The organism is Thermomonas sp. LB-4 (assembly GCF_036409385.1).
In the GTDB taxonomy this organism is placed as follows: domain Bacteria; phylum Pseudomonadota; class Gammaproteobacteria; order Xanthomonadales; family Xanthomonadaceae; genus Thermomonas.
In genome coordinates this window covers 115,870-130,284 of the sequence record NZ_JAXOFT010000004.1, presented here as the reverse complement: position 1 = coordinate 130,284, position 14,415 = coordinate 115,870, and the positions used below count along the sequence as shown (strand labels likewise).

General features: G+C 69.1%; 11 protein-coding genes, 2 tRNA genes and 1 pseudogene. All 14 read left to right on the top strand.

Translation table 11 applies throughout. The annotated features are described in order from the left end of the window. The 14 genes and pseudogenes from lexA (at position 1) to SPK54_RS05200 (ending at position 14,413) form a co-directional block, all read left to right on the top strand. Positions 1 to 636: a transcriptional repressor LexA gene (lexA, locus tag SPK54_RS05265; RefSeq protein ID WP_330946875.1), complete on the top strand. Its 636-nt coding sequence runs from the start codon at positions 1 to 3 to the stop codon at positions 634 to 636. 182 nt (positions 637 to 818) lie between these two features. Next, positions 819 to 1,850, top strand: coding sequence for a recombinase RecA (gene recA / locus SPK54_RS05260; protein ID WP_330946874.1), 1,032 nt, complete (start codon positions 819 to 821; stop codon positions 1,848 to 1,850). Continuing rightward, positions 1,847 to 2,347 carry a regulatory protein RecX gene (locus SPK54_RS05255; protein ID WP_330946873.1) on the top strand — a complete coding sequence of 167 codons (501 nt, stop codon included), beginning with the start codon at positions 1,847 to 1,849 and terminating at the stop codon, positions 2,345 to 2,347. The genes recA and SPK54_RS05255 overlap by 4 nt, the downstream gene beginning before the upstream one ends. 107 nt (positions 2,348 to 2,454) lie before the next feature. After that, the gene (gene alaS, locus SPK54_RS05250) at positions 2,455 to 5,106 is read left to right on the top strand and encodes an alanine--tRNA ligase (RefSeq protein ID WP_330946872.1); all 2,652 of its coding nucleotides are present in this window, start codon (positions 2,455 to 2,457) and stop codon (positions 5,104 to 5,106) included. A 122-nt stretch (positions 5,107 to 5,228) separates the two neighbouring features. Further along, entirely contained in the window at positions 5,229 to 5,423 is a 195-nt protein-coding gene (gene csrA, locus SPK54_RS05245; protein WP_190280666.1) for a carbon storage regulator CsrA, read from the top strand. A 56-nt stretch (positions 5,424 to 5,479) separates the two neighbouring features. Continuing rightward, positions 5,480 to 5,572, top strand: a tRNA-Ser gene (locus tag SPK54_RS05240). Positions 5,573 to 5,656: 84 nt separating this feature from the next. Continuing rightward, positions 5,657 to 5,733: transfer RNA gene (locus SPK54_RS05235), tRNA-Arg, on the top strand. Positions 5,734 to 6,202: 469 nt separating this feature from the next. Further along, positions 6,203 to 6,448: pseudogene (locus SPK54_RS05230) on the top strand (XRE family transcriptional regulator); the annotation flags it as partial. Between the two features lie 46 nt (positions 6,449 to 6,494). Then, entirely contained in the window at positions 6,495 to 6,758 is a 264-nt protein-coding gene (locus tag SPK54_RS05225) for a DUF1778 domain-containing protein (protein WP_330946871.1), read from the top strand. Between the two features lie 3 nt (positions 6,759 to 6,761). Continuing rightward, the gene (locus SPK54_RS05220) at positions 6,762 to 7,250 is read left to right on the top strand and encodes a GNAT family N-acetyltransferase (protein ID WP_330946870.1); all 489 of its coding nucleotides are present in this window, start codon (positions 6,762 to 6,764) and stop codon (positions 7,248 to 7,250) included. A 495-nt stretch (positions 7,251 to 7,745) separates the two neighbouring features. Continuing rightward, complete coding sequence (locus tag SPK54_RS05215) at positions 7,746 to 9,179, top strand: Wadjet anti-phage system protein JetA family protein (RefSeq protein ID WP_330946869.1); 1,434 nt, start codon at positions 7,746 to 7,748, stop codon at positions 9,177 to 9,179. Beyond that, positions 9,176 to 9,814, top strand: coding sequence for a DUF4194 domain-containing protein (locus SPK54_RS05210; RefSeq protein ID WP_330946868.1), 639 nt, complete (start codon positions 9,176 to 9,178; stop codon positions 9,812 to 9,814). The genes SPK54_RS05215 and SPK54_RS05210 overlap by 4 nt, the downstream gene beginning before the upstream one ends. Beyond that, positions 9,801 to 13,232, top strand: a complete 3,432-nt coding sequence (locus tag SPK54_RS05205; RefSeq protein ID WP_330946867.1) for an SbcC/MukB-like Walker B domain-containing protein — start codon at positions 9,801 to 9,803, stop codon at positions 13,230 to 13,232. The genes SPK54_RS05210 and SPK54_RS05205 overlap by 14 nt, the downstream gene beginning before the upstream one ends. Continuing rightward, on the top strand, positions 13,229 to 14,413 hold the full coding sequence (locus SPK54_RS05200; protein WP_330946866.1) for a Wadjet anti-phage system protein JetD domain-containing protein: 1,185 nt from the start codon (positions 13,229 to 13,231) through the stop codon (positions 14,411 to 14,413). The genes SPK54_RS05205 and SPK54_RS05200 overlap by 4 nt, the downstream gene beginning before the upstream one ends. Positions 14,414 to 14,415 lie beyond the last annotated feature (2 nt).

The following is a 14,415-nucleotide window of genomic DNA, read 5'->3' as shown; positions in this document are numbered from 1 at the left end:
ATGAGCCTGACCGACACCCAGCGCGCCATCCACGCCTTCCTCGCCGAGCGCATCGAAGCCGACGGGTTCGCCCCCTCGCAGGCGGAGATCGCCCGCGCCTTCGGTTTCAAGGGCGTGCGCGCCGCCCAATACCACCTGGAAGCGCTGGAGGCGGCCGGCATCGTCGAGCGCAGCCCCGGCCGCGCGCGCAGCCTGCGCCTGCTGCAGCTGCCCGGCGGCCCGCGCCAGCTCGACCTGCCCGCCAACGACGATGCCCTGCAGCTGCCGGTGCTGGGACAAGTGGCCGCCGGCGTGCCGATCGGCGCGGACATCGGCAGCGAGCAGATGGTGCTGATGGACCGCGCACTGTTCTCGCCAACGCCGGACTACCTGCTCAAGGTCAAGGGCGACTCCATGCGCGACGAGGGCATCTTCGACGGCGACCTGATCGGCGTGCATCGCACCAACGAGGCGCGCAACGGACAGGTCGTGATCGCCCGCATCGACGACGAAATCACGGTCAAGCTGCTGCGGATGGGCCAAGGCCGCATCCGCCTGCTGCCGCGCAACCCGGATTACGCGCCGATCGAAGTGAAGCCGGGCCAGGATTTCGCCATCGAAGGGCTGTACTGCGGCCTGGTGCGCCCCAATGCGTGATCCGTCGGCCTTTCCGCCCCGTGTAGGGCAGGGAACTCCGAGCCGCCGCGCGGCGATTCCCGATGCCGATGACTTCCGCCGCCATGCGAAGTTTCCGAGCGGGCCCCGCGGTCGCAGTCCTTGCGACGCACCCCGCCTAAGCTGACCCCATTCCAGAGATCACCGATTTGAGGAGCACCACGATGGACGAGAACAAGAAGCGCGCGCTTGCGGCGGCCCTGGGCCAGATCGAACGCCAGTTCGGCAAGGGCTCGGTGATGCGCATGGGCGACCGCACGGTGGAAGCGGTGGAAACCATCGGCACCGGTTCGCTGATGCTGGACATCGCGCTGGGCATCGGCGGCCTGCCCAAGGGGCGCGTGGTGGAGATCTACGGGCCGGAGTCCTCGGGCAAGACCACCCTGACCCTGCAGGCCATCGCCGAATGCCAGAAGGCCGGCGGCACGTGCGCCTTCATCGATGCCGAGCACGCGCTGGATCCGATCTACGCGCAGAAGCTGGGGGTGAACCTGGACGACCTGTACCTGTCGCAGCCGGACACCGGCGAGCAGGCGCTGGAGATCGCCGACATGCTGGTACGCTCCAACGCCGTCGACATGGTGGTGGTGGATTCGGTGGCGGCGCTGACCCCGAAGGCCGAGATCGAGGGCGAGATGGGCGACCAGCTGCCCGGCCTGCAGGCCCGCCTGATGAGCCAGGCGCTGCGCAAGCTGACCGGCAACATCAAGCGCAGCAATACCCTGGTGATCTTCATCAACCAGCTGCGCATGAAGATCGGCGTGATGATGCCCGGCCAGAGCCCGGAAGTGACCACCGGCGGCAACGCGCTGAAGTTCTATGCCTCGGTGCGCCTGGACATCCGCCGCATCGGCAGCATCAAGAAGGGCGACGAGATCATCGGCAACCAGACCCGCATCAAGGTGGTCAAGAACAAGCTGGCTCCCCCGTTCAAGCAGGTGGTCACCGAGATCCTGTACGGCGAGGGCATCAGCCGCGAAGGCGAGCTGATCGAAATGGGCGTCAATGCCAAGCTGGTGGAGAAGGCCGGCGCCTGGTACAGCTACGACGGCGAGCGCATCGGGCAGGGCAAGGAGAACGCGCGCCAGTACCTGAAGGAGAATCCCGCCGCCGCGATGAAGCTGGAAGCCGCGCTGCGGGAGCAGTTCGTGCCGGAAGAGTCCTCGCGCGACGAGGGTGAGGCTGGCGAAGAATGACCGGGTCGGGCGGCGGCGACGACGGGGTAGCCTCGTCAGCGCCGAAGCGTCGCCGCCGCCCGGAGCCCACGCCCCTGCAGCGCGCGCTGGGCCTGTTGACCCGGCGCGATCATTCCCGGCTGGAGCTTTCGCGCAAGCTCCAGCAGCGGGGGGTGGAGCCTGACCAGGCCGATGCCGCCATCGGGAAGCTGACGGCGGCAGGCTGGCAGGACGACGGCCGGTTCGCCGAATCGCTGCTGCGCAACCGGGCCGGCAGCGGCTACGGGCCCGCTTATATCCGCGCGGAGTTGGCCACCCATGGTCTCGGCAGCGACGTCATTGCCGCGGTCATGGACGGTTTCGAGGGCGACTGGGCCGAGAACGCACGCGACCTGCTGCAGCGCCGCCACCCCCAGGCGCTGTGCGGCGATCGCGACGCCCGCCGCAAGGCCGCGGATTTCCTGCTGCGCAGGGGCTTCGGAATGGAGCATGTCCGCGCCGCGATGGCGGTCGAGTAGGGGTGATCGCCTGTAAACTGGCGGCCTTGGGTTGCCAACTCGGTTTCGCGGCTGCATCTTGAGCGGTTCGCGGGCGCAGCGCTGCCCGCCACCTCCCCGAAGCCCGCATGAACACCCCAGCCAAGACCACCTCCGACATCCGCCGCGACTTCCTCGAATTCTTCGCCTCCAAGGGCCACACCATCGTGCCCTCGGCGCCGCTGGTCCCGGGCAACGACCCGACCCTGCTGTTCACCAACTCCGGCATGGTGCAGTTCAAGGACGTGTTCCTGGGTGCGGAGAAACGCAGCTACGTGCGCGCGGCCGACGTCCAGCGCTGCCTGCGCGCCGGCGGCAAGCACAACGACCTGGACTCGGTGGGCTACACCGCCCGCCACCACACCTTCTTCGAGATGCTCGGCAACTGGTCGTTCGGCGACTACTTCAAGAAGGACGCCATCGCCTGGGCTTGGGAGCTGCTGACCGAAGTCTGGAAGCTGCCGAAGGACCGCCTGCTGGCCACCGTCTACCACACCGACGACGAGGCCTACGCGATCTGGCGCGACGACATCGGGCTCCCGGAAGACCGCATCATCCGCATCGGCGACAACAAGGGCGCGCCGTTCGCCTCCGACAATTTCTGGCAGATGGCCGACACCGGCCCCTGCGGTCCCTGCACCGAGATCTTCTACGACCACGGCCCGGGCCACTTCGGCGGTCCCCCGGGCTCGCCGGACGAAGACGGCGACCGCTACATCGAGATCTGGAACAACGTCTTCATGCAGTTCGACCGCGCCGCGGACGGCACCCTGACGCCGCTGCCCGCGCCCTGCGTGGACACGGGCATGGGCCTGGAGCGGATCACCGCGATCCTGCAGGGCGTGCATTCCAACTACGAAATCGACCTGTTCCAGGCGCTGATCAGGCATGCGGCCGAGTTGACCGGCACGGCGGACCTGGAGAACAAGTCGCTGCGCGTGATCGCCGACCACATCCGCGCCTGCGCCTTCCTCATCGTCGACGGCGTACTGCCGTCGAACGAGGGCCGCGGCTACGTGCTGCGCCGGATCATCCGCCGCGCGCTGCGCCACGGCTGGATGCTGGGCGTGCGCGAGCCGTTCTTCCACAAGCTCGTCGCCACGCTGGACGCACTGATGGGCGAGGCCTATCCGGTGCTGCGCGACGGCCGCGCCACCGCCGAGCGCGCGCTCAAGGCCGAGGAGGAGCGCTTCGCCGAGACGCTGGATTCCGGCATGAAGATCTTCGAGGACGTGGCGGGTCGTGTGGGCGACAAGGTGATCCCCGGCGTCGACGCCTTCCGCCTGTACGACACCTACGGCTTCCCGCTCGACCTCACCCAGGACATGGCGCGCGAGCGCGGCATGTCGGTGGACGTGGCCGGCTTCGATGTGGCGATGGAGCACCAGAAGGAAACCGCCCGCGCCGCCGGCAAGTTCGGCGGCGGCGTGCAGCTGCCGGCGGATCTGGTCGCCAAGCTCGCGCCCACCGTCTTCCTCGGCTACGACGAACTGGCCGCTGGCAGCCTGCAGGTGCTGGCGCTGCTGAAGGACGGCAAGCCGGTGGAAGTGGTGGAGGCCGGTGATGACGCCATCGTCATCCTCGACCGCACGCCGTTCTACGCCGAGTCCGGCGGCCAGGTCGGCGACACCGGCGACCTCGACGGCGTCGAAAGCCGCTTCAACGTCAACGACACGCTCAAGCTGGCCGGGCAGTTCCACGGCCACGCCGGGCGCGTGCAGTTCGGCCGCCTGCGCGTGGGCGACCATCTGCGCGGCGAGATCGACGCCGGCCGCCGCGGCGCCACCATCCTCAACCACAGCGCCACCCACTTGCTGCATGCCGCCCTGCGCAACGTGCTGGGCACGCATGTGCAGCAGAAGGGCTCGCTGGTGGCGCCGGACCGCCTGCGCTTCGACTTCTCGCACTTCCAGCCGATGACCGCGGCGGAACTGGCCGAGGTGGAACGCCGGGTCAACGCCGAAGTGCGCGCCAACCACGAGGGCGAGGTGCGCCACATGGACATGCAGGAGGCGCTGGACTTCGGCGCCATGGCGCTGTTCGGCGAGAAGTACGGCGAGCGCGTGCGCGTGCTGCGCTTCGGCCCGACCTCCACCGAGCTGTGCGGCGGCACCCACGTCGGCCGCACCGGCGACATCGGGCTGTTCAAGATCGTGTCCGAAGGCGGCGTGTCCGCCGGCGTGCGCCGCATCGAGGCGGTGACCGGGCAGGGCGCGCTGGATTTCGTGGCCGAGGAAGAACATCGCCTGCACGAAGCCGCGCACCTGCTGGGCGGCACCACCGGCGATGTCGGCGACAAGCTGCGCAACCTGCTGGAGCGCCAGAAGAAGCTGGAGCGAGAAGTCGAGGCGCTGAAGGCCAAGGCGGCATCCAACGCCACCGGCGACCTTGCCGGGCAGGCGCAGGATGTGGCCGGCATCAAGGTGCTGGCGGTGCGGCTGGAAGGCTTCGACGCCAAGGCGCTGCGCGATGCGATGGACCGGCTCAAGCAGCAGCTGGGCGACGCGGTGGTGGTGCTGGCCGGCACCGAAGGTGGCAAGGCTGCGCTGGTGGCAGGCGTGAGCGGCGCGGCGCTTGGCCGGATCAAGGCCGGCGATGTGCTGGGCGAGGTGGCCCGTCAGATCAATGGCAAGGGCGGTGGCCGCCCCGACATGGCGCAGGGCGGCGGCGAGGATGGCCCCGCGCTGGTGGCCGCGCTGGAGAGCGTGCCGGTGCGTGTGCGTGAATGCCTCCAGCCCTGAGCGGGAGTGCATTGCGTTGGGTTGTCCAATGCAAACCCGCGCCAGTATGATCGGGTGGACTGGATGTCTGCGGTCCCGTATGGTCGGTAACGCATGAAAACCAGCGACAGGGGAGTTGCGCGATGTTGATCTTGACCAGACGGGTAGGCGAAACCTTGATGATCGGAGACGCGATTACCGTCACCGTGCTCGGCGTGAAGGGCAACCAGGTGCGGATCGGCATCACTGCACCCAAGGACGTGGCCGTGCATCGGGAGGAGATCTACCAGCGGATCCAGGGCGGCGAGGACAACCGGGACGAAGAAAAGTCCTCCTGAGGTTTGCCGGAACGCGGCATTCCCTGTATCCTTGCCGGCTCGCGATTTCGCTTCACGGAGACTTGCCCGAGAGGCCGAAGGGGCTCCCCTGCTAAGGGAGTATGGGGTCAAAAGCTCCATCGAGGGTTCGAATCCCTCAGTCTCCGCCACTTGCGGCGAAACGCGAAAAACCAGCGCCGACACGGGAATTTCCCGTTGACGCGCAATCAGCGGATCTGCATAATTCCGCTTCTGCGCCCGTAGCTCAGTTGGATAGAGCACCAGGCTACGAACTTGGGGGTCGGAGGTTCGAATCCTTCCGGGCGCGCCATCTAAGCAACTAAGCCGCTGATTTCAGCGGCTTTTTTGTTGCCTATGGGATTCCTACCCACCTAAAAACCCACCTACGAATTTTCGGTTTTGAAGTGCGTACAAGATGCCGTGTGATGGCTAAGCTGCGTAGCGTTGAGATCCCTAACGGTCAATGCGGCTGAAGATTGCGCGAGCGTCACCACGGCTTGGTGGTTGCGGCGAAACACGCCGCGCAGCTCGCATCCAGATCCCCCTTACTAGTAGTCCAGGCGCGCAGCAGGTGCCTCGCTGCCAGGCAAGTCGTCTTCCCGCACGATGCCGAGTGCAAGTCGCCCTACCTGCGTCCGTTCGGGGGGCGAAAGATCCTCTTCATCTGGGAAGCCATCGAGCGGGACATGCATCTGGCTTCCAAGCGGGAAATCGGCGTGCCGATGGCCGCGGGCGGGGTGTGTCGTGGCTAGGCTTCCAGCGGCAATGTCTTCGCCAATCTCGGGTTTGATGAGGCCGAGGCCCAGGTGCTCGCGCTCCGTGCAGACCTGATGGCCCAGCTCGAGCAGACGCTCAAGGCGCGTAAGATGACCCAGGTCGCGGCTTCCAAGGTATTGGGCGTGAGCCAAGGGCGGGTGTCCGACCTGGCCCGCGGCAAGGTCGAGAAGTTCAGTCTCGACATGCTGGTCACGTTTGCCGCCAAGCTCGGGAAGCCGGCAAAGATCGAGCTGGGTCAGGGTTCTTGACTTCGGCGCCTTGTACGGTATTATTCCGTACAACTAGGAGTTAGCCATGACCACTGCTGCCGCCCGTCTCGACCTGCGCTTGAATCCCGCCGACAAGGCCCGGATTTCCCGTGCCGCGGATCTGCGCGGCGTGCCGCTTTCGGCCTTCGTGCGCAATGCGGTCATGCGCGAGGCGGAGAGTGTCATGGCGGCGGAGTTGACCGTGACCTTGTCGGTGGAGGAGTCCAAGCGCTTTCTGAAAGCGCTCGATGCGCCCTTCCAGCCCAATGCCAAGTTGAAGAAGGCGCTCGCCCGCGTTGCACAGAATTGACCAGTGCTATTGGTCGAACAGCTGCAGCCCAAGCGACATGATCGTGCCGGGTTCGCATGTGGCGAGCCTGTGCTGGACAACTATCTGCGCCAACAGGCGGCGCAGCACCACCGGGATGGCATCAGCACGACCCATGTCCTGGTGGAAGCGGCAGCTTCTGGTCGCATCCTCGGCTATTACACCCTGTCAGCAGCCCAGCTCCTGCTGATGGAGTTGCAGGAGCGGGATCGCAAACGCCTTCCTGGTTACCCCGTGCCCGCGATCCGCATGGGCCGCCTGGCTGTCACGGCCGCCGAGCAAGGGAAGGGGCTTGGAGACTATCTGCTGGGGCATGCGGTGGCCCGTTGCCTGAGCTTGCGGGGACAATTGGGGGTGCGTGTGCTGTTGGTCGATGCCCTGCATGAAAAGGCCGCCAAGTTCTATCGTGCCTACGGGTTCCGCGAAACGTTCGAGAACGCCACGACGCTCTATCTCCCACTGGGGACTTCGTAGTCTGATCGGGTGTCCAACTTGGCTCGCGGCAAGGTTGGACCGACCAGAGTTCCGTAGACACTCATTCGCCGCTCTGCGCGTAGCGCCTTGCGAGTAATACAGGGTCTCCATGGGAATGCGGTATCCCAGTGTCAGCCTTTCCGACCCGCTCAATTCCACCTTGATAGGCTGGACGGCCTCTCTTGCATAGCGCGGTTGCATCACGGCACCGCCCGAGGTGCAGGAGGCCAACACGGTAACGAGGGGTAACAGGTTCCAATGTTCATGCATTGAGTTTTCCTTATCCCCTGAATTGCAAATGCTCGGATTGGCTGGCTGTAGCAGAGCCGTCCGTGGTGCCTGCTGGGCAAGCTGTCGACCCGAGGCAGCCCCGCACCGGGGTTGGGCCACTGCCATCGCGCGGCGATCGGGGATAATCATGCGCAAGCCGGACGCCTGCGGGCGCGCGCCGGTGTCGACGTGCGGCAACCATGGAACGGGAGGACGGTAGACACGATGCACGCAAGCGCGCCCCTGTTCGCGGTGGTCCCGGCCGGCATTTTCGGCCCGCTGGCGTCGGCCAACCGTCAGCACCATTGGGCGCTGCTGTGCCGGCTGTACGAGGAGTTCTTCGGTCCCGATGCGCCGTTGGCGCCGCCCGTGGGATTCCAGCGCCGCGAGGTCACCGCTGCCATCGAGCGTTACCTGCTCAGCGATGATCCGTGGGAGGACGAGGACGGGCAGGCGCCGGATGCGCCGCTGAACGTGCGCGCCAACGCCATCCACGAACGTTTCCGCGCGGCCGGCTGGCTGCGCCAGGAGCGGGTGGGCGCGCGCGAGATGGTCAGCATGCCGCCGCTGGTGGCGCAGTTCCTGGCCACGCTGCTGGAGTTCGCCGAGCGGGGCCCCACCTTCGTGTCGGCCAAGGTGCGTTCGATCGAGCTGCAACTGCGCCAGGTGGTGGAAGGCAGGGCGGCCGGGGATGCACTGGACGAGGCCGCCGACCAGGCGCGGCGGTTGCTGGTGTCGCTGAGTTCGATGAGCCTGAAGGTGCGCGACCTGATGCCGGAGCTGTCGCGCGCGGAGAGCACCGCGCAGTTCGCGCGACAGTGGTTCGAACGCTACGTGGCCGGCTTCTTCGTGGGCGACTACGCCGACCTGCACACGGCCGACCACCCGCTCGCGCGGCGCAGTGCGATCCTGGCGATGGCGCGCGAGATCGAGACCGGCGACCGGCGCGCGGCGGTGCTGGGCTGGTACACCGAGCATCTCACCGCGGGCGATGCCGAGCGCGCCGCGGCGCGGTTGGCGCGCAGCCTGCGCCGGCTGCACGAGCTGGAGCGCATCGACGAATACCTGGGCCGGCTGGACGAGGACATCCGCCAGGCCAACCGCCGCGCGCTGGCCTTCCTCGACTACCGCCTGCGCGCGCCGGCCAGGCTCGACGTGCTGCTGGCACGCGCGATCCGTGGCGCGCTGGCGGCGCCGGAACACGCGCTGCGGCTGCCGGTGGCGCCGGGCGCGCTGATGGACGACGCGCAACTGCGACCACCGCGACGCAAGCCCGCCGCCATCGCACGCAGTGCCAACGCCGTGGCCCTGCCCACGCCGGAGCAGCAGGCGCGGCTGGTGCTGCTGCGGCGGATCAAGCGCGCGCGGCTGGTGACGGCGGAAGACATGGCGCGCTACGTCGGCCGCCACCTGCCTGCGGACGGGCGGGTGGAGTCGGCGGCGCTGGCCATCGACAGCATCGCCGACCTGCGCGCCTACCAGACCCTGCTCACGCTGGCGCTGCGCAGCCATCGCGTCGGCGGCCTGCGCCGCGACGATCCGCTGACCCGGCTGGCCAAGGGCTTTCGCGTCGAGCTCATCGATGCCGGAAAACGCAACGACAACGGTTATCTGCGCGCGCCGCGCTTCACCATCCACCGCATCCGAAAGACCGCATGAAACGCAGCTGGAACGTCCTCTCGCAACTCTCCAACGGCATCCACGCGGTGGCCGATTTCGAGCGCGCCGCCTATCGCCTGGTCACCGAGCAGGTGCTGTACGCCAGCGACCGCGGCGCGCGCACCGCCTACCATCTGGTCGAAGACCATTTCGACGACTACGTGTCTGCGCTGGCGCCATTGGGCATCCGCCTTGAGCGCAACGCGCACTACCGGTACGTCGTCGCGCTGCCGGCGCACGCCGAGGGCGTGCCGGTGACGCTGGAGGAAACCCTGCTGCTGCTGGTGCTGCGCCAGCGCTACGACGAGGCGGCGCGGCAGGGCGACATCGAGGAGCTGGGCGAAGTGGTGGTGGAGCTGCCCGAGCTGCAGGAGGCCTACCAGGCGCTGATCGCGCGGCCGATGCCCGAGGTCGGGACGCTGCGCGCGCTGGCGCGCACGGCCAGGCGCTGGGGCGTGGCGCGGCTGGTGGACTCCGAAGCGGACGATCCCCAGCCATTCCACCTGCGCGTGCGCCCGGCCATCGTGGACATCGTCGGCGAAACCTGGCTGCAGCGGCTGGACCAGCACAACCGCGACGACGAGGCCGGCGACGACGAAGCGGCGGGCACGGAGGAAGACGATGCAGCTGCTTGAGCGCGTGCACCTGGTGCAGTTCTTCCTGTTCGAGGCGCAGACGCTGGAACTGTCGCCCACCAGCGCCATCATCGCGCCCAACGGCGCCGGCAAGAGCGCGTTGCTGGACGCGCTGCAGATCGTGCTGCTGGGCGGCGACCGCTCGCGGATCCGCTTCAACGCCCAGGCCGGCGGCAGCGCCCGCGCGCGCTCGATCCGCGACTACTGCCTGGGCACCTGGCGCAGCGGCGAGGAAGGGCGCAAGCGACGCACCGCCACCACCTACATCAGTCTGGTGTTCCGCGACCAGGACAGCGGCCTGCCGCTGACCGCCGGCATCGCGCTGGGCGCCAGCGCGGATGAGCCAGATCACCGCGTCTACGGCCAGTACATCGCGCCGGGCGTGGCGCTGACGCTGGACGACCACCTGGAACGCGCCAACGGCCGCGAACTGCCGCTGGCCTGGGCAACCTTCAGGGAGCTGTTGGCACAACGTTGCCGCGAAGCCGGCAGCGGGCCGGGCCCGGAGCTGCATGCCGGCAGCGAGCGCTTCCTCAAGGACCTGCTGCTGCGCCTGCGCGCCGCGCCCGCCGGCCAGCCCGACGTCAACGCCTACCGCAAGGCCTTCCAGAACGCGCTGAACCTGCAGCGGGTGGAGGACGTGGACCTGTTCGTGCGCACGCTGGTGGCAGAAGACCGGCCCACCGACATCGCCCGCTTCCGCGCGCTGCTGGACACCTTCCGCCAGCTCAAGGAGAAGGTCGAACAGGTGGTGGCGCGGATCGCCGCCGCCGAAGGCGTGGATGCGCAGTACGAGAAGATCGCCCAGCAGGCCACCCGCGCGGCCAGCTGCCGCGCGCTGGCCGCGGAATATGCGCGCGACCTGCTGTCGGAGCAGGTGGAGCAGGCAGAAGCGGCCTGCGAGGCCGCCGGTGCGCAGCTGGCCGCTACCCGCCGCGCGCTGGGCGAAGCCAGCAGCGAGCAGGCGGCCTTCGAGGACGCGCACGCACAGGCGCAGGCGCGCCTGCAGGGCAGTGCGGGTTACGGCGAGCAGGCGCAGATCGACGAGCTGGCCGGCCGCGACCGCGCCGAACTGGCGCGGCTCAAGCGCGAACTCACCCGCAGCGTGGGCATGGTGCGCGAGCAGTGGCAGGCGGCCGCCAGGCTCGATCTTCCAGCGCTGGACGCGGCGGCACTGGCGCAGGCGCAGGCGGCGTGGCAGCGCTGGTACGACGCGCTGGCGGCGCTGCCTGTGGACGCCGAGCTGCCGTGGCAGCCTGCCGCACTGTTTGCCGAAGCGCAGCAGGCGCTGGCCGCCGCGCAGCCGCTGATCGCCGCCGTCGATGGCCACGCCCGCGCCCTGCATGCCGGCGTGGACGAGGCGCAGGGCCGGCTGGCCGCGGCCCGCCAGAACCAGAAGCGACTGGCCGCAGGCAAGGCGGAGCTGCATCCCGACGTGGTGCGGCTGATGCACTACCTGCAGGACGAGGGCATCGCCGCGCGCCCGGTCTGCGACCTGGTGCGGGTGCGCGATCCGGCCTGGCAGGGCGCCATCGAAGCCTATCTGCGCGGCAACGTGGAGGCGCTGCTGGTGCCGGCAGCCGACGAGGAGCGCGCGGTGAAGCTGTACCGCGCGCTCAGCGGCGGACGCAGCGTGTACGGCGTCAAGCTGGCGCTGTCCAGCGCGGCGCGGCGGAGCGGGGAAGATCCCAAGCCCGGCACCGTGGCCGCGTTGCTGGATGGCGACAACGTCGAGGCGCTGGCGTTCCTGCGGCGTACCCTCGGCGAGCTGCGCTGCGTGGACAGCGAAGCGGAGCTGATCGCCGCGCGCAACGGCCTGACCCGCGACGGCCTGCTGGCCAAGGGCGGCAGCATCGAGCGCCGGCGCCTGCCCGCGGCCGACGAGTTGAAGATCGGCGCCAGCGACAACCGCGCCCGGTTGCGCGTGCTGCGCGAGGACATCGAGGCGGCCGAACGCGAGCTGCGCGAACTCGAGCCCGCGCTGCGCCGCGCCGATGCCTGCCAGCGCGGGCTGGCGCCGCTGGCCGATCCCGAACGGCTGGCGCAGGCGCTGCACGACGCCGCGCTGGAGCATCGTCAGGTGCTGCGCCGCTACCGCGACGCGCAGCAAGGCCGCGAGGCCGCGCAGAACCCCGACCTGCTGCGCGCTTCGGAACAGCTGCGCGAACTGGCCGAGCAGCTGGCTGCCTGCCGCAGCCGGCGTGACGCGCTGCTCGGCAGGGTGGCGCTGGACGAGGGCGCGGAGACCAGCGCGCAGCGGCTGCTGGCGGGCCTGCGCGGGCAGGAGGAGCTGGTGGCGCGGCGCGCGGTGGAGGCGTTCCGCGATGCCGACGTGGATCCCAACCGGGTCGAGCGCCTGCGCGAGGAGATGGATGCCAAGTGGCCGGCGCTGGAAGAACGCGGCGCGCGCTGCGAGGAGCGCGCCAGGGACAGCGACCGCCAGCTGGACAATCTCAAGCCCGAGGCCTGGGGCACGCTGTCGCAGTACGCCAAGGACCACGGGCTGGCGCTGGCGCTGGCCCCCGGAGACTGGCGCGCCGCGCGCAGCCTGCTGGCAAAGGAGCTGGCGCAGCTGCGCGAATCGGAGCTGGCCAACTACCAGCGCCAGGCCGACGAGGCCTACGCCACCGCCACCGAGACTTTCCGCAGCAACGTGGCTTCGGCGCTGTACGACAACTTCAGCAAGCTGAAGTACCAGATCGGCACGCTCAACCGCACCCTGCGCGCCAGCCCCGCGTTTTCCAACAACGAGCGCTACCAGTTCCACTACGAGGTGGCGCCCGAATACCGCGAGCTGCACCGCTTCATCCAGCGGGTGGCCGATGTCGGGGGCGAGGACGGCCTGTTCGGTAGTGCGGGCGAAGTGCCGGCCGCCTTCCGCGAGCTGATCGAGGACAACGCCGCGCAGCGCGGCGCCGCCTCGGCGCTGGACGACTACCGCCGCTTCTTCCGCTTCGAAGTGCAGATCCGTCAGGACGACAAGGTGATCGGCTCGCTGTCCGAGCGCATGCGCTCCGGCTCGGGCGGCGAACACCGCGCGCCGCTGTACGTGATTGCCGGCGCCGCGCTGGCCGCCGCCTACGGCAAGAGCGCGGCGCATCCGGGCGGGCTGGGCCTGATCCTGCTGGACGAATTCGGCGACAAGATCGACGCGCAGAACGCACGCGCCACCGTCGACTACCTGCGCTCGCTGGGCCTGCAGCTGATCCTGGCCGCGCCCGACACCGCGCAGGGCACGCTGTCCGGCGTACTCGACAGCTACATCGAACTGTTCCGCGACGGCGACCTGCTGCAGGCCGAACGCATCGAAGTCACCGAGGCGGCGCGTGCGCTGCTGCTCTCCGACCAGTTCGACCTGCACCCGCAGCTGCTGGCCGAGGAGGCCGCGCGGATCGCCGCCGGCAAGGCCGAGGCGTGAGCGCGGCGCGCGCGCTGCTGGAGCGCCTGCTGCGCCGGGCGGAAAGCGCGCGGCGACGGGGTGACGACCGATCCGTCGCGGTCAACATGGCGCGCGTCGATGAATACACCACGCTGCGCACGTTGCCGGAATTCGAGACCTTCCACGCCCGGATCGCACTGGCGGAACGTGCCGGCGCGCTGGAGGTGGAACGCGAAACACGCGCCGGCGACGGCACCAGGCTCCTGCGATTGCGCGTGTGCGATGCATCGGCATTGGCCGCACATCTCGGGGTGAGGCTGCTGGGCGAACGCGTGGCCGAGGCTGAACGCCTGCTCGATCCCTGGCGTGGCCGCTTCCCGGTGCTGGACGAGGTGCTTGCCGCATGGCGCGGCAATCGCAAGCTGCGCTCGGCGGGCCCCGAGGCGGCGCGGGAGTTGGCCGACGCAGCCAGTGCCGTGGCCGCGCGCCTGGACGACGCCGGTACCGAGCGCGTCCTGCGCCGGGAAAGCGCGCGCCTGTTCGGCGACAGCAAGCGGCTGGAGAAGCTCACCCGCTGGCTGGAGCTGCTGGCCACCGGCGAACTTGTCCCCAGCGGGCTTTCCGAGGTCGAAGTCTGGTCCATGCTGGGCCTGCGCCGCGAGCCGCAGCCGCTGCTGATCGCAGGGGGCGGCGCGGTGACGGTGGGTGGGGTCGTGCTGCCGCTGCCCCGGCCCTTCATCGGGGTTCCGGTCGAGCAACTGCAGGCGCTGCGCACCGATGCACGCTGCCTCGTCAGTATCGAGAACCTGGCCAGTTTCCACGATGCTGCCCGTGCGCCCGGTGCGGAAAGCGCGCTGCTGCTGTACACCGGCGGCATGCCGTCGCCGGCCTGGCGCGCCGCCTACGCCCGCATCCTTGCCTGCCTGGCGTCGATGCTGCCGGTCTACCACTGGGGCGATATCGACGAAGGCGGATTCCGCATTGCCGCCAAGCTTGCGGAAACCGCGGCGGCGGCCGGACGCCAGCTGCAGCCGTGGCGGATGAGTCCCGACGCATTGGCGGACGTGGCTTGCGCGGCGGCCGCGACGCCAACCCCCGCGCAACTCGCGCGGATGTGCGCCTGGGCCCGTCGCGCCGGCTGGGATGAGGCGGCTTCCGCCCTGCAGGCAAGGCCGCTGCGCCTGGAACAGGAAAAGCTGGAGCCGCAGCTTCCGGCATAGGC